Origin of the sequence: Pseudomonas sp. QL9, from assembly GCF_041409665.1 — a bacterium.
In the GTDB taxonomy this organism is placed as follows: Bacteria; Pseudomonadota; Gammaproteobacteria; order Pseudomonadales; family Pseudomonadaceae; genus Pseudomonas; species Pseudomonas knackmussii.
This window is the reverse complement of sequence record NZ_CP166971.1, coordinates 4,273,747-4,294,787: the sequence shown is the minus strand read 5'-3', so window position 1 is coordinate 4,294,787 and position 21,041 is coordinate 4,273,747. Positions and strand designations below refer to the sequence as shown.

Annotated in this window: 25 protein-coding genes; 13 read left to right on the top strand and 12 right to left on the bottom strand. The window is 64.0% G+C overall.

Annotation, left to right across the window (positions count from 1 at the left end):
* Window positions 1-6: 6 nt before the first annotated feature.
* Genes ACA097_RS20025 through ACA097_RS20010 form a run of 4 tightly spaced genes read right to left on the bottom strand, consistent with a single transcriptional unit; the run spans window position 7 to window position 4,084 of the window.
* Window positions 7-1,218, bottom strand: a complete 1,212-nt coding sequence (locus tag ACA097_RS20025; RefSeq protein WP_371365510.1) for an NADH:flavin oxidoreductase — start codon at window positions 1,216-1,218, stop codon at window positions 7-9.
* Between the two features lies 1 nt (window position 1,219).
* The gene (locus ACA097_RS20020) at window positions 1,220-2,326 is read right to left on the bottom strand and encodes a 3,4-dihydroxy-2-butanone-4-phosphate synthase (protein ID WP_371365508.1); all 1,107 of its coding nucleotides are present in this window, start codon (window positions 2,324-2,326) and stop codon (window positions 1,220-1,222) included.
* Window positions 2,327-2,338: 12 nt separating this feature from the next.
* Window positions 2,339-3,256: an alpha/beta hydrolase gene (locus ACA097_RS20015; protein ID WP_371365506.1), complete on the bottom strand. Its 918-nt coding sequence runs from the start codon at window positions 3,254-3,256 to the stop codon at window positions 2,339-2,341.
* 9 nt (window positions 3,257-3,265) lie between these two features.
* Window positions 3,266-4,084: an SDR family NAD(P)-dependent oxidoreductase gene (locus tag ACA097_RS20010; protein WP_371365504.1), complete on the bottom strand. Its 819-nt coding sequence runs from the start codon at window positions 4,082-4,084 to the stop codon at window positions 3,266-3,268.
* Between the two features lie 246 nt (window positions 4,085-4,330).
* Here ACA097_RS20010 and ACA097_RS20005 point away from each other — a divergent pair, with 246 nt between their 5' ends.
* The 4 genes from ACA097_RS20005 (at window position 4,331) to ACA097_RS19990 (ending at window position 8,322) form a co-directional block, all read left to right on the top strand.
* Entirely contained in the window at window positions 4,331-5,380 is a 1,050-nt protein-coding gene (locus ACA097_RS20005) for a Rieske 2Fe-2S domain-containing protein (protein ID WP_371365502.1), read from the top strand.
* Between the two features lie 100 nt (window positions 5,381-5,480).
* Window positions 5,481-6,611, top strand: coding sequence for a helix-turn-helix transcriptional regulator (locus ACA097_RS20000; RefSeq protein WP_371365500.1), 1,131 nt, complete (start codon window positions 5,481-5,483; stop codon window positions 6,609-6,611).
* 82 nt (window positions 6,612-6,693) lie between these two features.
* Entirely contained in the window at window positions 6,694-6,864 is a 171-nt protein-coding gene (locus ACA097_RS19995) for a hypothetical protein (RefSeq protein WP_160288049.1), read from the top strand.
* A gap of 168 nt (window positions 6,865-7,032) precedes the next feature.
* On the top strand, window positions 7,033-8,322 hold the full coding sequence (locus ACA097_RS19990) for an MFS transporter (RefSeq protein ID WP_371365498.1): 1,290 nt from the start codon (window positions 7,033-7,035) through the stop codon (window positions 8,320-8,322).
* A 13-nt stretch (window positions 8,323-8,335) separates the two neighbouring features.
* Here the strand turns inward: ACA097_RS19990 and ACA097_RS19985 are convergent, their stop codons facing one another.
* Together ACA097_RS19985 and ACA097_RS19980 are read right to left on the bottom strand one after the other, a co-directional pair.
* Window positions 8,336-9,793, bottom strand: coding sequence for an ArnT family glycosyltransferase (locus ACA097_RS19985; RefSeq protein ID WP_371365496.1), 1,458 nt, complete (start codon window positions 9,791-9,793; stop codon window positions 8,336-8,338).
* A 90-nt stretch (window positions 9,794-9,883) separates the two neighbouring features.
* Complete coding sequence (locus ACA097_RS19980; protein ID WP_156958057.1) at window positions 9,884-11,143, bottom strand: CdaR family transcriptional regulator; 1,260 nt, start codon at window positions 11,141-11,143, stop codon at window positions 9,884-9,886.
* 144 nt (window positions 11,144-11,287) lie between these two features.
* Here ACA097_RS19980 and ACA097_RS19975 point away from each other — a divergent pair, with 144 nt between their 5' ends.
* Genes ACA097_RS19975 through ACA097_RS19965 form a run of 3 tightly spaced genes read left to right on the top strand, consistent with a single transcriptional unit; the run spans window position 11,288 to window position 14,611 of the window.
* Complete coding sequence (locus tag ACA097_RS19975) at window positions 11,288-12,814, top strand: flavin-containing monooxygenase (protein ID WP_371365493.1); 1,527 nt, start codon at window positions 11,288-11,290, stop codon at window positions 12,812-12,814.
* A gap of 41 nt (window positions 12,815-12,855) precedes the next feature.
* A complete protein-coding gene (locus ACA097_RS19970) occupies window positions 12,856-13,689 on the top strand; it encodes an SDR family NAD(P)-dependent oxidoreductase (protein WP_371365491.1) in 834 nt (277 codons plus the stop codon).
* A gap of 43 nt (window positions 13,690-13,732) precedes the next feature.
* Window positions 13,733-14,611, top strand: coding sequence for a metal-dependent hydrolase (locus ACA097_RS19965; protein ID WP_371365489.1), 879 nt, complete (start codon window positions 13,733-13,735; stop codon window positions 14,609-14,611).
* Window positions 14,612-14,693: 82 nt separating this feature from the next.
* Here ACA097_RS19965 and ACA097_RS19960 read toward each other — a convergent pair whose 3' ends face one another.
* Both ACA097_RS19960 and ACA097_RS19955 read right to left on the bottom strand, forming a co-directional pair.
* Complete coding sequence (locus tag ACA097_RS19960) at window positions 14,694-14,960, bottom strand: DNA-binding protein (RefSeq protein ID WP_371365487.1); 267 nt, start codon at window positions 14,958-14,960, stop codon at window positions 14,694-14,696.
* 22 nt (window positions 14,961-14,982) lie between these two features.
* Complete coding sequence (locus ACA097_RS19955) at window positions 14,983-15,201, bottom strand: DNA-binding protein (protein WP_371370547.1); 219 nt, start codon at window positions 15,199-15,201, stop codon at window positions 14,983-14,985.
* A gap of 241 nt (window positions 15,202-15,442) precedes the next feature.
* On the opposite strand from ACA097_RS19955, the gene ACA097_RS19950 reads away from it, so the two are divergent.
* The 5 genes from ACA097_RS19950 to ACA097_RS19930 all read left to right on the top strand — a co-directional run bounded on the left by ACA097_RS19950 (window position 15,443) and on the right by ACA097_RS19930 (window position 18,043).
* On the top strand, window positions 15,443-15,688 hold the full coding sequence (locus tag ACA097_RS19950; protein ID WP_371365485.1) for a hypothetical protein: 246 nt from the start codon (window positions 15,443-15,445) through the stop codon (window positions 15,686-15,688).
* 285 nt (window positions 15,689-15,973) lie between these two features.
* Window positions 15,974-16,465: a PAAR domain-containing protein gene (locus ACA097_RS19945; RefSeq protein WP_371365483.1), complete on the top strand. Its 492-nt coding sequence runs from the start codon at window positions 15,974-15,976 to the stop codon at window positions 16,463-16,465.
* Window positions 16,462-17,058 (top strand): PAAR domain-containing protein, encoded by a 597-nt coding sequence (locus tag ACA097_RS19940; protein ID WP_371365481.1) that lies wholly within the window; start codon window positions 16,462-16,464, stop codon window positions 17,056-17,058. Before ACA097_RS19945 ends, ACA097_RS19940 begins: the two co-directional genes overlap by 4 nt.
* Window positions 17,055-17,759 carry a peptidoglycan recognition family protein gene (locus ACA097_RS19935; protein WP_371365479.1) on the top strand — a complete coding sequence of 235 codons (705 nt, stop codon included), beginning with the start codon at window positions 17,055-17,057 and terminating at the stop codon, window positions 17,757-17,759. The genes ACA097_RS19940 and ACA097_RS19935 overlap by 4 nt, the downstream gene beginning before the upstream one ends.
* On the top strand, window positions 17,756-18,043 hold the full coding sequence (locus ACA097_RS19930; protein ID WP_371365477.1) for a hypothetical protein: 288 nt from the start codon (window positions 17,756-17,758) through the stop codon (window positions 18,041-18,043). The genes ACA097_RS19935 and ACA097_RS19930 overlap by 4 nt, the downstream gene beginning before the upstream one ends.
* Window positions 18,044-18,148: 105 nt before the next feature.
* Here the strand turns inward: ACA097_RS19930 and ACA097_RS19925 are convergent, their stop codons facing one another.
* The 4 genes from ACA097_RS19925 to ACA097_RS19910 all read right to left on the bottom strand — a co-directional run bounded on the left by ACA097_RS19925 (window position 18,149) and on the right by ACA097_RS19910 (window position 20,044).
* Window positions 18,149-18,337, bottom strand: a complete 189-nt coding sequence (locus ACA097_RS19925) for a type VI secretion system tube protein Hcp (protein ID WP_371370546.1) — start codon at window positions 18,335-18,337, stop codon at window positions 18,149-18,151.
* 335 nt (window positions 18,338-18,672) lie between these two features.
* Entirely contained in the window at window positions 18,673-19,194 is a 522-nt protein-coding gene (locus ACA097_RS19920) for a DUF2778 domain-containing protein (RefSeq protein WP_371365475.1), read from the bottom strand.
* 228 nt (window positions 19,195-19,422) lie between these two features.
* Window positions 19,423-19,701 carry a phage holin family protein gene (locus tag ACA097_RS19915; protein WP_371365473.1) on the bottom strand — a complete coding sequence of 93 codons (279 nt, stop codon included), beginning with the start codon at window positions 19,699-19,701 and terminating at the stop codon, window positions 19,423-19,425.
* 1 nt (window position 19,702) lies between these two features.
* Window positions 19,703-20,044, bottom strand: coding sequence for a putative holin (locus tag ACA097_RS19910; protein WP_371365471.1), 342 nt, complete (start codon window positions 20,042-20,044; stop codon window positions 19,703-19,705).
* Between the two features lie 412 nt (window positions 20,045-20,456).
* Here ACA097_RS19910 and ACA097_RS19905 point away from each other — a divergent pair, with 412 nt between their 5' ends.
* A complete protein-coding gene (locus ACA097_RS19905) occupies window positions 20,457-21,038 on the top strand; it encodes a hypothetical protein (protein WP_371365469.1) in 582 nt (193 codons plus the stop codon).
* Window positions 21,039-21,041 lie beyond the last annotated feature (3 nt).

Sequence of the window (21,041 nt, the reverse complement as noted above, 5' to 3'; positions counted from 1 at the left end):
CGGCAGTCACGCCCCCGCGATATTCAACGCACAGCGAATACCGCCCGGCCGCGCAATGCTGGCGACGCACTGGTTGCAGTGGGTGCAGCCGTTCTCGTAGTGCTCGCCCTGCGCCTGAAGGTTTCGCACCAGGTCCGGATCGCGCAAAAGCGCACGCCCCATCGCCACGAAATCAAAGCCTTCCTGCAGGGCCTGCGCCAGGCTGTCGCGGCTGCTCACGCCACCGAGGTACACCAGCGGCATGTCGGTGGCCTGGCGCATGCGCCGGGCCTGTTCGAGGAAGTACAGCTCCTCGTACGGCATGCTGGCGAACATACTGCCGCCGAACCACTTCATGGCGGTGCGCTGCAGCGGGTTGCGCTCCAGCGGAATCATCTGCGCCAGCGGGCTTTCGCCACGGAACAGGTACATGGGCGCGCGGCTGGTGAAGCCGCCGCTCATCACCAGCGCGTTCAGGCCGCCGGCCGCCAGCAGTTGCGCGGCGCGGCAGGATTCTTCGATCTCCAGGCCGCCCTTGAAGCCGTCGCTGAGATTGAGCTTCGCAAGGATCGGGAAGTCGTCACCCACCGCCTCGCGCACCGCCGCGAGCACTTCCAGGGGCAGGCGCATGCGCTTCTCCAGCGAGCCACCATAGGCATCGCTGCGCCTATTGGTGGCCGGCGAGATGAACTGGCTGAGCAGGTAGCCATGGCCCATGTGGATCTCGATGGCGTCGAAGCCCGCGCGTTTCACGAAGGCAGCGGCGGCACGGTATTCGTCGAGGGTCTTGCGGATATCGGCGGCGCCCATGGCGCCGGAGAACGGCACTCCGGAGAACAGCCCGTACTGGTTGATGCAGGCGCTTGGCCCACGCGGACGCGGGATATTCAGCGGCTTGGTGCGGCTGAAGAAACCGCAATGCGCGAGCTGCGCCGACACCGCGCCACCCTCCCGATGCACCGCCGCGGTCAGGTGGCGCAACTGGGCGAAGACGCCCTCGTGCATCCACATCTGGTCGGCGAAGGTCAGGCCGTCCGGCGACACCCCGCAATAGGCCACGGTGGTCAGGCCGACGCCGCCGCGCGCCATGCGCGCGTGGTGCTCGGCCAGGTCGGCGCCGGGCATGCCGCCGGGGCACATGCCCTCGAAGGTGGCGGTCTTGATCACCCGGTTGCGCAGTTGCAGTCCGGCCAGGCTGGCGGGGCCGAAGACCTTGTCCAGGGCAGCACTCGGGGTCATCTCAGGTCTCCAGGGGATCGGTGAAAGGGACGAATTCGACGACCTCCAGCTCGAAGCCGGATACCGCCTTGTAGGGGCCAGGGAAGCTCATCAGGCGCATTCTACGCACGCCCAGGTCGCGCAGTATCTGCGCGCCGACACCGAGGGTGCGCTGCGGGAAGTGCGGATGCCGCAGGCTCGCGCCCTGGGCCAGTTGGTCGAGGATGGCGGCGGCGCTTTCCTGCTGGGCGAGCAGCACCAGCACGCCTTCTCCTTCGCTGGCGATGCGCGCCAGGGAGCGGTCCAGGTTCCACTGCTGGGGACCGCGCGGCGGCTCGCCGGCGAGCAGGTCGCGCAGGGTTTCCACCGCCTGCACGCGCACCAGCGCCGGACGCGCCGGGTCGATCTCGCCACGGACCAGCGCCAGGTGCAGCACGTCCTTGAAGTCGTCATGGTAGGCGCACACGCGGAACGGGCCGTGGCGGGTGTCGATGCGGTACTCGGCGCTGCGGCTGATGGTGCCCTCGTGGAGGATGCGGTGGTGGATCAGCTCGGCAATGCCGCCCATGCGCAGGTCGTGGCGCGCGGCGAAGGCGCGCAGGGTCTCGCCGCGGGCGTTGTCGCCGTCCTCGTCGAGGATGCCGGCGAGCAGTGCCGCCGGTTTCAGCCCGGCCAGGCGCGCCAGGTCGCAGGCCGCCTCGGCGTGGCCGGCGCGGCTCATCACCCCGCCCGGCAGGGCGCGCACGGGGAACACGTGGCCGGGGCTGACCAGGTCGCCCGCGCGGCTCGCCGGGTCCACCGCCACCTGCACGGTGCGCGCGCGGTCGGCGGCGGAGATGCCGGTGGTGATGCCGTGGGTGGCCTCGATGGAGACCATGAAGCCCTGCCCTTCGCCACGCGTGGCAGCGGTCATGGGCTCCAGGCCCAGCTCCGCGCAGCGCTCGCTGGTCAGGGCCAGGCAGATCAGCCCGCGGGCTTCGCGGGCGAAGAAGTTGACGGCGGCATCGTCGACGAACTCGGCGGCCTGCAAGAGCATGCCGTCGCCGCCCTCGTCCTCGCCGTCGACCAGCACCACCGGCTGGCCGCGGCGCAAGGCTTCGATCAGGTGCAGCGGACTATCCAGGGTCATGGGCGGTTCTCCTCAGGCCAGCGCGGCGCGCAGCCAGGCCGTGGCTTCGCCAAGGTAGGCGGCGGCGCGCGGCACGAAGGGCGCGAAGCTGGCGAAGCCGTGCAGCATGCCTTCGCCGCGCACCAGGCGGACGTCGGCGCCGGCCGCACGGGCGCGCTCGGCGAAGGCCTCGCCCTCGTCGCGCAGCGGGTCGCATTCAGCGCTTAACAACAGGGTCGGCGGCAGGCGGCCGAGGTCGTCTGCGTGCAGCGGCGACGCCAGCACATCCAACGGCGCCGGCCACTGGCCCAAGTACTGGCGCCAGAACCAGTGCATCATCTGCGCCTCGAGGAAATGGCCTTTGGCGAAGTCGCGGTAGGAAGCGCTGTCGCACGCCTGGTCGGTCACCGGATAGAACAGGCAGAGCGCGCTAACCTGCGGGCCACCGCGGCGGGCGAGCAGCCGGCTGGCGGCGATGGCCAGGTTGCCGCCGGCGCTGTCGCCGGCCAGGCCCAGGCGGCTGGCGTCCACGCCCAGTTCGGCGGCACGCGCGACCAGTTCGCAGGTGGCCCGATGGCAATCCTCGGGCGCCGACGGGAAGGGCGCTTCCGGGGCCAACCGGTAAGCCACCGAGACCACCGCAGCGCCGCTGCCCAGGGCCAGGCGCCGGCAAAGGTCGTCATGAGTGTCGAGGGTGCCGGCGACGAAACCGCCGCCGTGGAAGAACACCAGCAACGGCAGATCGGCCGCCGCCGACGGGCGATACAGGCGCGCCGGCAGGTCGCCGGCCACGGACAGCTCGCGGACTTCGGCCAGCGCCAGCGGCTCGCCCTGGGCCAGGCCCTGATCGGCGAAGCTGCGATAGGTGGGCGCGTCGAGCTGGGCGAAGTCCAGGGCGAAGGCGCCGGCGAACTGATCGAGAAGACCTTGCATGTGCGGATCGAGGGCCATGGGCGCTCCTTAGACGTCGGCGAACTGGAAGACCGGATTGGTCCCGTCGAGGATGCTTTGCGTGCGCGCCTGCAGGCCCGGCTTGAACTGCGGGTGCGGCAGGATCCAGAAGCGCTTCTCGGCGATCGCCTGGAACACCAGGGCGGCCAGCTCGGCGGCCGGCATGCCCTCGCGGATGCTCTGCTCCAGCTGCGCGCCAAGCGCCGCGGCGGCGCCCGCGCCGGCCTGGTCGGAGGCCATAATGCGGCTGGCCACCGGCCCCGGGCAGAGCACCGACACGCTGACCGGCGCACCAAGCGCGGCCAGCTCGTGGTGCAGCACTTCGGAGAGCGCCACCAGCGCCTGCTTGGTCACCGTATAGGCGGCGAGGAAGGGGCTGGCGACCAGCCCGGCCATGGACGCGGTGTTGATCACATGGGCCGGGCGGCCCTGCTCGAGCAGGGTCGGGACGAAGGCGCGCAGGCCGTTGATCACGCCCAGCAGGTTGATGTCGAGCATGCGCCGCCACTGCGCCTCGCTGAGCTCCCAGCTGGCGCCGGTCTGCATCACCCCGGCGTTGTTGAACAGCAGGTCGACGCCGCCGAAACGCTCCAGGGCCGCATCGCGCAACCCCTCCATCTGAGCCGCGTTGGCCACGTCGGTGGTACGCGCCAGCACTTCGCAACCCCGGCCGCGCAGTTCTCCGGCCAGGGTCGTGAGGCGTTGCGGGTCGCGGTCGGCCAGGACCAGGCGCAGGCCCAGGCCCGCCGCGTGTTCCGCCAGGCCACGGCCAATGCCGCTGGCGGCGCCGGTGATGACCGCCACGCGGCCGGCTTGCTGCTCGCTCATCTGTACTCCGTTTGTCGTTCTTGTCGGTTCGGCTGCCGGCACTTATCGCAGCCAGGCTGGTTGCGGGCATCGTCCACCCGGACTAGGGCCATCTCCCGCTTCGTCGCAAGCCGCGACGAAGCGGGAGATGGCCCTACTGCACCTCGTCCATTCAGACGATGCCGCCGCCGCCCTGGCTTGGAGAATCGCTCGCAGGCTCTGCCGCCACCCACCCTCTGCCTGCGGCGAACCGACGGGAGAACAACAATGAGCACGCTGCACCGAATCGAAGTCCGCCCGCTACAGGACCGCTACGCGCGCGGCTGGCACTGCCTGGGCCTGGCCAGCCAGTACCGCGACGGCAAGGCGCACCGCCTGGACGTCTTCGGCACCCGCCTGGTGGCCTTCCAGGGCGAAGATGGCCAGTTGCGGATTCTCGACGGCTACTGCCCGCACATGGGCGCCGACCTCAGCGGCGGCTGCGTCGAGGGCAACGGCCTGCGCTGCCCCTTCCACGAATGGCGCTGGGGCGCCGACGGCGTCTGCGACGATATTCCCTACGCCAAGCGCATCCCGCCGCGGGCGAAGATCAAATCCTGGCCGGTGATCGAACAGAATCATCTGCTGTTCGTCTGGAACGACCCCGAAGGCAACCCGCCGATCGCCGAGCAGGCCATTCCGCGCCTTGAAGCCTGCTACGACGGCGAGTGGGCCGAGTGGGAACTGGCCGAGCTGAAGATCGATACCAACTGCCGCGAGCTGGTGGACAACGTGGCCGACATGGCGCACTTCGACAGCGTCCACGGCGCCCCGCTGGACTTCTTCAGCAACCATTTCGAGGCACACACGGCGACCCAGGTGATGCGCGGCCGCAGCGCGCGCCTGTCCGGCGACAGCGAGCTGCGAACCGTGGCCACTTACTACGGCCCGGCCTACCAGATCACCGAAATGACCGGTGCCATGAACGGCCAGCCGATCCACTCGATCCTGCTCAACTGCCACGTGCCCATCGACCAGCACAGCTTCACCCTGCGCTACGGCGTGCTGGTGAAAAAAGTGCCGGGGCTGTCCGCCGAACAGAACCGCGCGGTGGCGCAGGCTTACGTCCAGCAGGCCCGCGAGGCCTTCTACGAGGACGTCGAGATCTGGCACAGCAAGACCCGCGTGGACAACCCCCTGCTGTGCGACGGCGACGGCCCGGTGTACCAGCTGCGCAAGTGGTACGAGCAGTTCTACACCGACGTCGCCGAACTGCCGGCCGGCCTTGCCGAGCGCAAGGACTTCATCGTCCTCGAGAGACAGGCCGAACCGGCCTGAGCCATCCGTCTCCGCGCGGGTGGAGAACATTGCCTTTTGCCAAAAGCGCCGCTTACTCTCCGGGGCGCTTTCCACTACAAAAATAAGAAATGGTTTACCGATGGCACATTCGCTTTCCCTCGACAAATTCAGTGGGATGCTCGGCAACCTTTACCAGGGCCCGCTCGAACCCACGCCGTGGCAATCCTTCCTGAACGAACTCAACCAGTTCCTCGATGCCAAGTACGTCACCTTCATCCTTCGGCCGCCCAGCCAGGAAGATGTCGGCCTGATGGTCAACAGCAACGGCAGCTCCTCCGAGGTGGTGGCGTCCTACAACCAGTACTATTTCAACCTCGACCCCTTCGTCGACCTGCCCAACGGCCAGGTGGTGACCCTGGAGGAGTTCGTCTCCCGCGAGGAATGGCTGAATTCCGAGTTCTACAGGAACTTCATGGAACCGGTGGGCGTGTTCCACATCCTCGGCGCGGATATCCGCACCAGCGACGGCGCCCTCTGCCGCATCCGCGTCAGCCGCGGCGTCGAGTCGCCCGGCTTCGTCGATGCCGACAAGGCCCTGCTGGCGCACTTCGTGCCGCACCTGGAACGCTCGGTGGCGCTGCATACGCAGATCAACCGCATCGAGACCGAACGCAATCTCTACGCCGGCGCGGTGGACCAGTTCGCCGTCGGCACCATCATCCTCGACGAGGCCGGCAAGATCCTGCAGACCAACCAGGTCGCCGACCAGCTGCTGCGCGAGAAGGACGGCCTGAAGATCAGCGCCGACAGCCTGCAGGTCGGCACCCCGCGCGACTGCCAGGAATTCCGCCGGCTGGTGAAGCAGGCCCTGCAATCGCAGAAGGGCGGACAGCCCTCGGTGGTCGAGGCGATGCGCGTACAGCGACCGTCCGGCCGCGCCGACCTGGGCATCATCGTGCGCTCGGTGCCGCTGAGCGAATGGAACGAAGGCAAGGCCTGCCCCTCGGTGGTGATTTTCGTCAGCGACCCGGAACAGGAGTCCCGCGCGCCCCAGGAGATCGTCAAGGCGCTCTTCGACCTGACCCCGGCGGAGGCGCAGCTGGCCATGCTCCTGGCCAACGGACTGACGCTCGACGAGGCCTCGGACGAGCTCGGCATCAGCCGCAACACGGCGCGTGCGCACCTGCGCTCGACCTTCTCCAAGACCGGCGTGACCCGCCAGACCATGCTGGTGCGGCTGATCCTGCGCAGCGTCGCCACCCTGGGTTGAGGGCTAGTCCATGTGGACGATTTACCGCAGCGATACCCGCGTTAGCGTGAGGACCGAAGCCTGCCTGGCGAGGTCCGCCGTCATGTCGAAATTCGCTCCGTTGCTGATCCTGTTCGTCCTCGGCGCCAGCCTGGCCGGGGCCCACCTGACCCTGCTGGTGCACGAGCAGGCCGAACAGCTGGCCATGCTCAACGCGCGCCAGGCCTACGGCGTTCCCTGCGCTCCGGGCGGCAGCCCTCGCCTGTTGCCGTGACGCTGGGCCGCAAGCGGCGGCGATAGCCTTTGCACGCTGTCTGCCGCCCCGCGCCCCCCGATCTGCTTCGTGCCGCCCGGACATCTGCGGACTACTCCCATCGGACGATTCGACGCCCCCTCCCGCCGGCTAGCCTGCGCCTCCCCCCTTAGCGAAGAGGTTTGCCGCATGCAACGCTCGCAGAACACCACGGCGGAAGCGGAAATGGCGCTGGCGACGTCCGCCCAGCCCCCAGGCCACGACAGCTCGGCGACGGCCCCCGACCAGCGCCAAGCCTGGCGCCTGGTCCTGGGTCTGGCGCTGGTGCTATGCGTCGCCTTCGGCACCACGCTCAATTCGCTCAGCGTCTTCATGCTGCCGATCGCCACGACCTTCGGCAGCAGCAATGCACAGACCGGGCTCCTCGCCACCGCCTTCATCTTCAGCATGACCCTGGCCACCCCCGTGGCCGGCTGGCTACTCGACCACGTGGCGCCACGCGCGGTGATGGTCAGCGGCGCCACGATAGCCGCGCTGGCCTACCTGCTCGGCGCGCGCAGTGCGGACATCGGCCAACTGACCCTGGCCATGGCCCTGGGCGGCGTCGGCATCGGCGCCTCGACCTACGTACCGGCCGTCACCCTGGCCACCCGCTGGATAACCCCCCAGCGCCAGGGATTGGCCTTCGGCGTCCTGCTGGCGGGCGCCTCGGTGGGGGCGGTGCTGTTTCCCATGCTGCTCACCGAAGCCATCGCCGCCCAGGGTTGGCGCGGCGCCATGCAGGCCATCGCGGTTCTGCTGCTGGTCGTCTGCCTGCCGCTGCTGCTCTGGCTGGCGCGAAATCCCGCTGCGCCGGCTGCGGGGCATCATCAAGCGAGAAGCGCCGAACAGGGGCTGGGCATCGCAGAAGCCCTGCGCACGTCGCGCTACTGGTGGTGGGTGGCCATGCAGACCCTGCTGATCCTGAGCAGCATCGGGATCTTCATCGGCCTGGTGCCCTACCTGGTGTCCGCCGGCTACTCGGCGACCAGTGCCGCTGCCATCCTCGCCGCCACTAGCGGCGCGGCCATGCTCGGCAACTTCTTCTTCGGCCTGCTCAGCGCACGCTTCGACGCCCGGAACATCCTGCTGCTCGGCACGCTCGTCGGCGCGGCGGGCCTCCTCTGCCTGCTGGGCGCCCCCCTGTCGAAGCTGGGCATCGGCGCCATCGCCCTCTTCGCCCTGCTCTGGGGCGGCACCTTCAACCTGGTCAACCAGCTCGCGCCCTTGCTGCTGGTGGAGGCCATGGGGCAACGCAACTTCGGCAGCCTGCTGGGCATCGGCAACCTGGTCTCCGGCCTGGTAGCGGCGTTTGGCCCGGAAGCGGTCGGCTACCTGGTCGACGTCACCCACTCCTACACCCTGGCGATTCTGGCCTGCGTCGCGCTGATGCTGGCCGCGCTGCCGTCGATCGCCACGCAGCGCTCGACCCCGAGCTAGTGCAACTCGCCGCTCACGAATGGCCGCTGGCAGCCTGCAATGCTTCGGCGGCCTGCGCGCCCAGGATGTAATAGGCGCGCTTGCCCACCACCTGCTTGTCGAGAATCTTCAGCGGCGCCGCCGGCGGGCTCAGGCTCTCCATCACCGCGACATGCGTGGGCGACTGGCGCAGGAAGCTCAGCAGCGCCGACGGATCGTCCAGCGCCGGCAAGCGACTGCGGATATAGAACACCGCCGCGCCGGCCAGGCGTTCGCTGGGCTGGTAGAGCACCACGGACTGTCCTTGCGCCTCGCGTTGCTGGATTTGCGTCACCAGCGGCACGAAGCCTTCCTCGCGATCCTCACGCGGCTGCACCTTCACCGCCACGCCCAGGTAGACGAGCAGCGCCAGGGCGAAGACGCCGACCTGCGCGGCCCTCAGGTAGCGCCGCTCGCGCCAGCGGGCGAGCCACAGGCTGCCGTACTCGGCGGCGATCACCGCAGCGGCCGGGCTCAGCGACATCAGGTAGACCATGCGCTTGCTGGAGGCCAGGGTCAGCAACAGGAACTGCGCGAGCAGCCAGACGTAGAAGAACAGCAGCTGGCGGTCACCGCGCACGCGCCGGCGGAAATGCCACAGGCCCAGGTAGGTGAGCAGGTTCCACGGCAGGAAGGCTTCCGGCAGCTTGCCCAGGTAGTAGTACCAGGGCTCGAAATGCCCGGCATCGACGAAGGAACCGTTGAAGCGGCCGACGCTGTTGGCCCAGAGGATCTCGTGCAGCCCCGCCAGCCCCTGCTGGCGATAGAGCGCGCCCAGCCAGAACAGCAGCGGCAGCACGCCGAGGAAGGTCCAGCTCAACGGCCGCAGCCAGTCACGCGGATGGAGCCGGCCCTGCTGCACGCTCTCGACGAGCAGGTAGACGAAGATCACCACGCCGGGCAGCGCCAGGCCCAGCAGGCCTTTGCTGAGACTGGCGATGGCGATTCCGAGCGAAAACAGCGGCCAGGCCGAAGAGTCGTCACGCTGATCCAAGTGCGCGCGCAGGAACGAAAGCAGTGCGAGGCTGACGCCCAGGCACAGCAGCGCGTCCTCGCCCACCTGCCGCACGTTGCCCCAGAAGCTCGCCATGGTCGCCAGCATCAGCGCGGCCAGCAGCGCCAGGGCCGTCGAACGGCCGAGATAGCGCAACATCCCGTAGAACAGCATCACGCACGCCAGCCCGGCCAGCGCCGAGGCCAAGCGCACCGCCAGCTCGCTGGGGCCGAACAGGCGCATGGCGGTCACGTCCAGCCACAGGCTCAGCGGCGGCTTCTCCAGGAACGGCTGGCCGTTCACCCGTGGCGTCACCCAGTCGTGGTCAAGCTGCATCTCCATGGCGATGCCCGCCACGCGCGGCTCGGTGGAGCCCTGCAGTTGGTGGTTGCCGAGGGCGATCAGGAACAGGGCCGCGCAGAACAGAAGCAGGACCAGTCCGGTCCGACGTTGGTGCATGGGGGCGTGCCTCGGGAGCGTGTTCGCAAGAGCCCGAGTCTGTCACCCGCCACATTAATGCCAGATGAACGCCGTGCTCCCTGTGCGCCCTTATCCCTCCGCCTCCTGCGCCCAGTTCAGCGCTTCCAGCGCAGCAGCCACGTGCACAAGGTTGTCGTCCAGCGGACGGGGCAGCAGCTCCTGCGCCCGCACCAGGCGGCGCAGCAGCGTGTTGCGGTGGGTGTGCAGGCGTTGCGCGGCCAGCGTCGCGTTGCTGCCGCAGGCGAGGAAGGTCAGCAGGCTGCGCCGCAACTGGGGCGAGGCGGTGGCCAGCTGGCCCAGGGTATGGGCGACGAAGCGCTGGTTGGCCTTGGGATCGCGGGTCATCAGCGAGACCAGGCGGATGTCGTCGAAGCTGACCACCCTCGCGCGCGACTGCAGGCGGCCAAGCACGCGCTGGGTGGTCAACGCGTCCAGATGCGCCCGCCGGAAGCCCTCGATGCCCTCCCCGCCGCTGCCGATGGCCAGGTGCACGGCGGGCAGCTTGCGGATCGCCGCCTGCAGCATCGCCTGGTCGATGGGCTGCGCCCCGGGAATCCACACCCAGAGCGTGGCCGCGCTGGCGAACACGGTCAGCGAACGCCGAGCCCCGGCGCAGCGGACCAACGCGGCGGCCGCGCTTTCCAGGGTCGCCAGCTCCGTATCGGCCTCCTCGCTCCAGATCACCGCCGCGTGGTGGGCCTGCTCCAGGCCGTAGCCCAGCTGGCGGCCGGCCTGCGGGACGTTGACCGGCCGGCCCTCGATGATCGCCGTGACCAGATCGCGCCGCTCGACATGGGAGTCACGCAGCAGCGCCTCGCGCTCGTTGTTCAGGAACTCCGCGAGCAGTTCGAGGCTGGCGCCGATGAAGTCGCTGATCGAGCGCGAAGACACCTCCAGCAACCCGCGTAATTCCGCAGGGTCCGAAGTCAGCTCGAAGGCGACGCCCATCCACTGCTGCCAGGCCGTGGCCTGGGCCGCGCGCGAGGCGTTGAACAGCAGCTCGGTCTGGCCACGCTGCAACAGCTCGCGGGCCACGTTGAACTCGTCGGCGGGAATGTACGGCGGCACCGGCTCGCCGGGCCGCTCGATGTTTGCCCGCGCCCAGTGGATCAAACTGAAGCGCGCCGCTCGCCGCGAAGCGGACATCAGCACCGGGTCGTCGGTGAGGGATTTCATGCTCCTGGGCGACAGGCCGGCCAGGTCGATCTCCTCCAGCCACTCGGCCGGCGCGGTGAGTACATGCTCGGCGCCGCGGCGCAGCAACTCACGCACCCGAGGCGTCTGCGCCGGCCATTGGCCGGATTGTGGGCTGGGAAAAGTCAGCTGCATTCGCAAGACCTCGCTGTAGGAAAGCGCAGGATTCTGGTGCAAAAAGCACCATCAACGATCAATTCTGGTTCGTTTTATACCTTGCTGCACAAGGGGATTGTCAAAAACACTCTCGTGATCCTGAACCCGCTACGGGAGTAGCCCATGACGGTCCAGCAGTCCCCAGCCATCGAGCATCTCGATGTCCTGATCATCGGTGCCGGACTTTCCGGCATAGGCGCGGCCTACTACCTGCAGCGCGACCTGCCGGGCAAGCGCTACGCCATCCTCGAAGGGCGCGCCGCCAGCGGCGGCACCTGGGACCTGTTCCGCTACCCCGGCATCCGCTCCGACTCCGACCTGTACACCTTCGGCTACGAATTCAAACCCTGGCGCAGCGACGAGGCCATCGCCGACGCCGCGCAGATCCTCGACTACCTGCGCGAGACAGCCCAGGAAAACGGCATCGACCGGCACATCCGCTACCAGCACAAGGTGAAGAGCGCCGACTGGTGCAGCCAGAGCGCGCGCTGGACGGTCACCGTCGAGCGCACGGACACCGGCGAGCAGCAGTGCCTGACCTGCACCTGGCTGTTCTCGGCGGCCGGCTACTACCGCTACGACGAAGGCTTCACCCCGCGCTTCGAGGGAATCGAGCAATACGCCGGGCAGGTCATCCACCCGCAGCAGTGGCCGGAAGACCTCGACTACAGCGGCAAGCGCGTGCTGGTGATCGGCAGCGGCGCCACCGCCGTGACCCTGGTGCCGGCGATGACGCCCAAGGCCGCCCACGTGACCATGCTGCAGCGCACGCCCACCTATGTGATGAACATCCCGCAGAAGGACCCCATCGCCCTCCTCCTGCGCCGCCTGCTGCCGGCCAAGCAGGCGCACCAGCTCACCCGCTACAAGAACGTGCTGCTTACCCGCGGCATCTGGCTGCTGTGCCAGAAATACCCGCGCTTCGCCCGCCGGCTGATCCGCTTCCTCAACAAGCGCGAACTGCCCGAAGGCTACCCGGTGGACGAACACTTCAACCCGCCCTACAACCCCTGGGACCAGCGCCTGTGCGCGGTGCCGGACGGCGACCTGTTCAAGTGCATCAGCGAGGGCTCGGCCGATATCGTCACCGACCGCATCCGCACCTTCACCCCGCGCGGCGTGGCCCTGGAATCCGGCAAGGAACTGGAAGCGGACATCGTCATCACCGCCACCGGGCTCAACCTGCAGCTGTTCGGCGGCATGCAGATGGCGGTCGACGGCGAGCCGGTGGACTTCGCGAACAAGGTCGCCTTCAAGGGCATGATGCTCGACGGCCTGCCCAACTTCGCCTTCGCGGTCGGCTATACCAACGCCTCCTGGACGCTCAAGGTCGGCCTGCTGTGCGAGCACTTCTGCCGCCTGGTGGACTATCTCGACGAGCACGGCTACGCCTTCTGCTACCCGCAGCTGCCCAGCCCCGACATGCCCACCCGCCCGCTGCTCGACTTCGGCGCCGGCTACGTCCAGCGCGCGCTGCCGATGCTGCCGCGGCAAGGCATGGGCGCGCCCTGGCTGATGTCGATGAACTACCTGGAAGACGCCAAGGTGCTGCGCCGCGGCCCGGTGCTCGATCCCAACCTGCGCTTCGCGGTGGCCGGCACTCCGGTTTTCCCAGCCGACAACGCCAGCTTCCAGCCCGCCCCGGCCTGACCCCGGCGCAACGCACCTCCTTAACGGCCAGGACAACAACAATGAAAAGCTTCGCCAACAAGGTCATCGTCATCACCGGCGCGGGGTCGGGCATGGGCCGCGCCTACGCGCTGGAATTCGCCCGCCACGGCGCGCGCCTCGCGCTCAACGACTACGACCCGGATGGGTTGGCGGAAACCGTGCAATTGCTGCAGGGCTCCGCTGCGGAAGCGGTGTTCAGCCAGACCTGCGACGTGGGCGACCGCGACGCGATGTACGCCTTCGCCGCCGACGTGAAGCAGGCACTGGGCAACGCCCACGTGATCATCAACAACGCCGGCGTCGGCGGTGGCGGCCAGCCGGTCTGGGCGATGACCGACGCCGACTACGAACGCACCCTGCGCATCAACTTCTTCGGCGTGGTCCACGGCACGCGCGCCTTCCTGCCGCAGCTGCTGGCCAACGGCGAAGGGGCGATCGTCAACATCTCCAGCGTCTTCGGCCTGGTCGGCACGCCCGGCGCCTCGGACTACTGCGCCTCCAAGTTCGCCGTGCGCGGCTTTACCGAATCGCTGATGGTCGAGCTGGAGGAAAGCCCGATCAGCGTGCACCTGGTCCACCCCGGCGGCATCCGCACCAACATCGCCAAGGGCGCGCCCAACGGCGAGGAGTTCACCCGCAAGTTCCTCAAGACCGACCCGGCCTACGTCGCCACCGAAGTGATCCGCTGCATCCGCAGCGGCAAGCAGCGCATCGTCCTGGGCCACCAATCAGGCCAGGTATGGCTGCTGTCCTGGGCGCTGTCGCTGGAAAGGCGCAACCGCCTGCTCTACCGGATGCTCAAGGGCATGCTCGACCCCGGCCAGTACGACCGCGTGCGCCGCCGCGCCTCCTGAAACAGAACACGCCACGTCCAGACCACAAGAACGAGAAGCCCAGATGAACGCCAAGATCAGCGACCCGGACCGCATCACCCCACGCGAGCACATCGACTTCCGCCTGGACGCCAGCATTCCGCGCTACTGGTATGAGAACGACCCGTACAAGACCCGGCTCATGGACGGCATGCAGATGTACTTCCCCGACGGCGAGCGCTACTTCATCACCTGCGTGCGCCCCTATCGCGGCATGATCACCGACCCGGTGCTGGCCAAGCACGTGAAGGACTTCACCCGCCAGGAAGGCCAGCACGGCATCGCCCACACCCAGTTCAACGAACTGCTGCGCAAGCAGGGCCTGCCGGTCGACCGCATGCTGGAATTCCAGGAGGCGCGCAACCAGCGCCGCCTGAGCAAATTCTCGAAGGAGTACAACCTGGCGCTGACCGCCGCCTTCGAACACTTCACCGCCCTGCTCGCCGAAGGCTTCTTCACCCGCAAGGAGGTGATGGCCGGCGCGGACAAGCGCGTGAAAGCCCTGTTCGCCTGGCATGCGATCGAAGAGATGGAACACAAGGCGGTGGTCTTCAACGTGATGACCACGGTGGCGAAAGTCGGCTACTTCAAACGCTGCGCGGCGATGCTCCACGCCACCTGGGACATGACCCACGAAACCTACCGCACCACAGACGCCCTGCTGAAAGCGGACGGCTTCAGCTGGCTGCAAAGAAAGCGCATGTACATCGCCCACCTGCCCTGGATGTACGGCCGCAAGGGCGTGTACAGCACCTTCACCGGCAAGATCATCCAGTACCTGAAACCGGGCTTCCACCCGGACGACATCCCGGTGGTGCACAACTACCCGCAGTGGGTCGAGGCGTATGCGCGCAATGGCGATCCGGGGGAGGCTTGCGAGGCTATGGTGGCGGCGGCTTATTGAAGCGGGGGTTTCGTCGTTCGGGATGAACGCTGCGTTTGCGCTCAAGGAATGAAGCCGGCACGAGAGATCGTGCCGGCTTTCTTTATTTCGCGTCGGGACTGGCGGAGTTGCCGGCGGCGTCTTCGAGGTCCGGGGCGATCTGGCCGTTCGTGGGATCGACCTCGCCTTTCCACAACCAGAGATCGTATTCGGGGAAGGCCTTGAGCAGTTCCTCCAGGTCCTCGATGCGGGCTTTCACCTTTTTGTTCGTGGCCACGGTCTGCCAGCGCTGACGCTCGATGTTGGTAGCACCGGCCAGCTTCGTAGCGCCAAGGAAACGAACCAGTGTTCTTAGGCGGTGCTCGATCATTGCAACCGGCATCAGTCGGCCACTATTCCCCTTCAACCACCGGCTGGGCAGCGTCATGGTCAGGACTGGTCTGGCCGATCTCAGGCGCAATGTTGCCGCTGGCGAGCCACAGCGCGTACTGCGGATAAATCTGCACGAGCACATCGATCTCTTCCGTGCTGACCCGAACGGCGCCCTTGCTGACACTCTTCCAGCGCTCGTAGTCGCCGCCCTGAAGACTGGCCTTCTTTGGGCCAATCATCTTGATCAATAGCCTCGCCCTATCAGCTGCCGTGCTCATATAGAAATCTATTCCAGGGAAATTGTTGCCCCAACTCGATAAAAGGGAAATAATTTCTCCAGAGACATTATTCCCCTAGCCGCGCATGGCCAAGCGACGAATAGTGACGGAACGAACCTGTTACGGGAAGGGCGAAAGCCTTTCACCTGCGGCCCAGTCATGCCTGCCGCACGGATAGCCAACCCCATCAAGGAGGAAATCCATGGCCCACTTTGAACTCCCCACCGCCATCGCCCTGCTGGGCAAAACCGTAGAAGTCGAACTCACCTGGGAAGAAGACCCGCAACCTCTGGTCTGCCAAACCCGCATCGTCGGCCTGGCGATAAAAGTGGAAGGCATCTACGAACACCCGCACTTCCTCACCGTGGATATCGACGATCCGTCGCGCTATCCGGAAGAGTTGTTTTGGTCGCAGATTCGGGGGTTGCGGGTAACTCATGAGTCGTAGTGGCAGAAGCAACCACCCGATCACCATGCGTCAGCACCATTACTGGGCTGACTTTTTGCGCACAAGCACCGAAAAACGCTGATTCACGAGGTACTGAACAGCCTCGTAATGGCCCCTCCTCAACGCCAGGCCAGACGCACCCGGCCAATTATTCAGAAAAATCCCACTACGTATTTTTAACCCGCAGTCTAGCGTGCATCTTCGTTTCAACAGGCGGCCATCGCCGCCTGCTTTACCCAACATCTGGGCGCAATAAATAGCCTCCATTAACTCTGAGCATTAATTATGAAGCCAGAAGCATTTGACTCGCCATACAACAACGAAGCCAGCATTGATCTCTTGCAGAAACTTAACACACCACAATTTACAGATAATGAGATTTCAACATTCTCCCCGGAGATCGCAGTAGCAGTCAGAAGCAACCAGACTGATTTAGCCTCCAACCCAGTGGTGGCTATTAGACGAATGGCTGCGGAAGGCAGTCAAAGTAAACTTGGCGGAACAATTCTGAAAGGCAGTTCAGGACTCACAATAACACTAAGAAATGGGACAAAGGTCACCGTCGCCACCGTTGGCGACCGCGTCAAATATCCAAACGGAAAGACTGCACGAATTACGACTGGTGCCGGGAGAGAAAACTTCAATGTCGCCTTGGTCGGAAGCCGCTTGGAGAATGGCGATGAGATAGTAAATACACCTCAAGATGTCGCACTGATAACCATCCGACAACATACCCTTTTAGAGGGTGACTTTTTGCCTGGCAGTGCGGATGAATGATGCGTCGCCCCAACGTCCATGGTAAGGGCCAAGCATTGCATGGCGATGAAACTACCACAGGCGCGCTACTTATCAGCAGCATCGCCTATTTTGCGACTTGCGATGGTAGGGGAATGGTTCGTCTCGGCGATATCACCACAACATGTCCTAAGTGCGCCAAGCCAGGTGTTGTAGCTGAAGGCGATCACAGAGTGACATGGGAGGGATCACCTATTGCAGTCGACGGAAATATAGTGGCTTGTGGTTGTCCACTCGGTACTAATCGAATAATCGCCCCGCTTGGCTCCTTGTCGTCCACCAAATCCACGCCCCCTGACGTGTCGCCCGCAGCAGCATCCTTGACTGATTCCGCTCTACTCCAACCCCAAAGGAGATATGCAAGCTCATTCAGCATCACAGACAGTGAGAGCGGAAAGCCACTTGCATACCGTGAGTTTGTTGCCTTGGTAGATGGGAGTCGGCAGGTGGGCGTTACGGACTCGAGAGGGTTGGCCCATATCGACGCAGCCTCGAAAAACGCCGAGATTTCGATACATGTGAAATTCAAGGCTCCAGCACGTACGCTGGACGAGATGATGGAGACCAGTAAATGAAATTCCGAACCACTGCCAAGGCTCAGGAGATCAAGCCAGGGCAACCGGCACAACCAGTCTCCATAACTGTGAACGACCGCGCTGCCACTCGGGAAGCACTTATCGGGAAGGTCCGCCAACTTGGAGCCCTATTTGTCGAGCGCTCCGAATGGGGAGCAGTTAAAGGCAAGGCCACTGCGTTCGATTGGGACTATACGATGATCGCGCTTCATCACGCCGGACGCAGCTATTCGTGTGGTGTTGGAGAAGAGCAAATGCGCGAGACGCAAGACGAGCAAATCGATAAGTTCGAGGATTTTTCGTATCACTTCGGAATTAGTTGCGATGGTGTGATCTACGAAGGTAGAGACATACGGCTAAAAGGCTCGCACGTGCGACAGTACAACACCGGTGTGATTGGCATTGTGCTTTTGAACAATCTAAGTACAGCCGAAGAAGGAGGCGACATCGTTGCCTTGGGCCGCCGAGGTTTGGAGCTCGTTGGTGTGAACACAACGAACACCATTCCAGCCCTCCAAATTGAGTCCGTACTAACCCTTATATCTGCACTGAAAAGTGTGTTCTTGATCAAGCATTTCGGCGGCCACCGGGAATATCCGAACCAGCTATCCGAGGGAAAGATCTGCCCGGGAAATGTCGGTATGGAATTGGTTAGAAACATCCGCATCCAGACAGCCCTTCTCCCCCCGCCTGCCCCATGAAGAAGCTCACACTTCTACTGGCGTTGCTTTGCGTTGCACACCTCTACATCGGCTTCTACGAAACCCGCTGGGCCGAGGACAACAAGAAGGTCTTCTTCATCAAGAAGCATCCAACCCTGCAAATCGAATTCGTGAATCTCTTTGCCAGCGATGCGGATGACAAGCCATTGGAGCAGTTGAGCCCCTTGGAGCGGGCCACGGTTCGTGCGTACTGCAAGTACCGGCTGGGGATCGACACGCAGCTTGAGACGCAGGCGGCGCTAGAGGCTTGCAAGGCGCGATAGCGCTCGGCGGACTCGGCTTTGGCTTCCAGAACCACCGAATCTACTTTTGGACGATAAAGGGGACAGATTTATTTGAGCCTTCCAATCCTGATCACGCAGAAAGATTTAGCGTCGAAAAATAAATCTATCCCCTTTCTTCCTCTCACCAGTCGCAGCGGCCTTATAGAAATAGGGAGTGGAGCAATCCACTTCCTTTTCTATCATCATGGATGAGTGCTGGCGTGTGCCAGTAATCTTACCGTTGGCGCTGTCCACGGGTAAGTTAACACCGTGGTTTAATCCGATGACCTCTATACTGCCTTCTCAGTCATGGACATCCACAGCCCCTTTAATATCCGCGCCACCATCATCTTTTAGCCACATATACGGAGGAATTGGCATTTCACTTGCTCCTTGCCTTTTCGAGTAACCATATCAGCAAAATGTAAATTGCAGTCGCAATAGAAAAAACAGAAATTATCGAGGTATAAAAATACAGATCATAGAAATTATCCACCCCTATCTCGCCAGCGCCATAAATCACATGACCTATCCAGAGCGCCAAATCATGGTCAAGCCATACTTCTGGACTCCCCAATATGCGCCCGACAAGCAGAGACAGAAGTAGATAGAGTGCAACCTTGGAAACTCTACGGACAAGTGTTGTTATCGCCACTGGCTATCACCTCAACCCATCCACGAGCCATTAGCGATTTCATGCAAGGGACTTGCATGGGCGTTGTTCTCATCAAGGCATTTCTGATGAGTGCATAATCCGAGTTATGCGCAATGGTTATGCACCCTTCGGAGACTCGGCCAGGGTGAAGCCTGAACAGCCCACGCTTCACACCATTAATCCAGGCACTATCATCAATACTCCAATCATCCTTGTACAAGGCAAACCACTCGCCACGCCCGAACTCAGCCCCATGGAAGAGTTTATTGTATAAATCTTGAGATTGAGCTTTAACCCAGGAGCCAATACCACCCGCCCCACGCTCTACGATCCAATACTTACCGGGCGGTAATGGACTATCGTTGGGTATGGCCGCGCATGCACCTTTATTCCGGTAAACCCCATTACCAGAGAACGCCGCAAATACACCAACGCCGTACAGATTAAACGGAGCGTAATCAGCACCACTTAGAACCAGCTTTCCGTGCAGAGCCATTCAACCAACCCAAAGAGTGGACGTACTTATTTTTCTACTCCAAACCACTGGCGATCAATTGGTCCTAATGCCGCACCTAAAGAAATCAAAAAAAGAGGCGCAGATTTAATTAGCCACCGTAATTTTGGTAACTCAGGCAGCTTTGGAGCCAAGAACAAATCTGAACCTCATATAGACGTGCCAGGCTCGATAGGAACGGCCGGCTGACTCAAAAGACATATGCAGGAGTCACGGCGACGGCCTCAGCAAAGCAGCAATATTCCCCCGCGACCGGAAGATCAGCACGCAAAGCGCACACGCGCCGATTGCCCGCCAAACGCTTACCGGCTGCTGATAGAGAATGATCTCCAGGCCACTGATGGCCATGCTGGCGCCCAGCAGGCTGGCAAGCAGCGAGATGCCCCGGCGGTACTGCGAGTCGCCGCGGCGGTAGAAGATCATGCGGGTGGCGCCGGCCAGGTAGGCGCAGGCGGCGAGCAGCTGAACGAACGGATCGAAGATGTCCATGCTATTGCCCTCCACGCACACGGCCGAGGATGTCGAATAGGCTGGATTTCTCGACCCAGACCATGAGCTTGATGCCGATGGGGACGATCACCACGGCGCCCAATGCCGCCGCCGGGCCGCTGCCCAGGATGGGAAAGGCCTTCTGCATCACCTCGGCGAACAGGTAGCCCATGCCCGTGGAGAGCGTCATCGAGCCGATGCGCTGCCAGGGTTTGAGGTCGCGCTTGACGCTGGCTACCAGCCAGGCCCCGAGGATGGCGCCGAACAGGGCGGCGCCGTCGACCGAGAGTGCGGTCGCGACGCCCTGGCCCAGGGCAGTTGAGGTGAGTGTGATGTCTGGCATGGCGGCAGCCCTTTTTCCGATCGGTCCCGCAGGCACGGGCCTGCTGTGCACGCGGCGTGCAAGGCGCCGCGCATGAACGTCGGCAAGCTCTGCGGCAGCGCTGCGGCATGCTCAGCCCGTCCGGACTGGAAATCGGACACGCCACAGTTACGCCAGAGAGATGGCCGCTGACGCTGTAAGCGCACGGCCACCGACGGATTCGTACTGCTGTGATGTCACCCCTACGGTAGCCCCAGGTTGTCGCACGTCTCGCCGAGAAATTTGCTTGGCGCGTGGAGCCAGTTACAGGGGCATTCTCCAGAGCGAGGGAGGGAACTTCCCAAACCGTTTCTTGAGCAGAATTAATCCAATTGCAAGGCGCTACCACGCAACTTGCAGTAGATTCATCGAGAAATTAACCGGGAGATTGAACATGGAGAGGACTGAAAGTACGTATCGAGGAATTCTGCTATTTGCAGCACTACTCTCCCTGGCTGCCTGCACTTCGGTAAAACTGATTTCCGACTACGACGAAGTGATCGACAGCCAGGCACTTCAATTGCAGAAGAAGATAGATAGCAAACTGACTTCCCTGCGTTTCGCCGCGGACTACCAACTCAAATACCAAGCGAACCAGGACTTCTACAGAGATGCGCTCACCGACCTGAATGCCATGAGCGTGCGCGCGAGCGCGATTTACCAGAACCAACCGACCCTCAAGCAGATCGAGCTGGCAAAGACCAACCTCGCCTACCTGGTACTCCTGAACAAGGGCTGCGTCGAAGCACCACTCTCCAGCGCGCAGATAGCCAAGGTGGAGGCGAACGGCATCGACCTGTCGATGGATTGCCACGTTGAAAATGGTGCGACCAGCAATGCCAACGCCAAGGGCGAGCATCAACTCAATCGCTTCGTCATCCCGCCCGTTCAAGCCCTCTTCAACCAGCACCTCGGCGCAATCATGGCGCTTGAACTCGCCAAGAAGCGCGGCGACGGCACGGCGTCAGCCAAGTAAGGA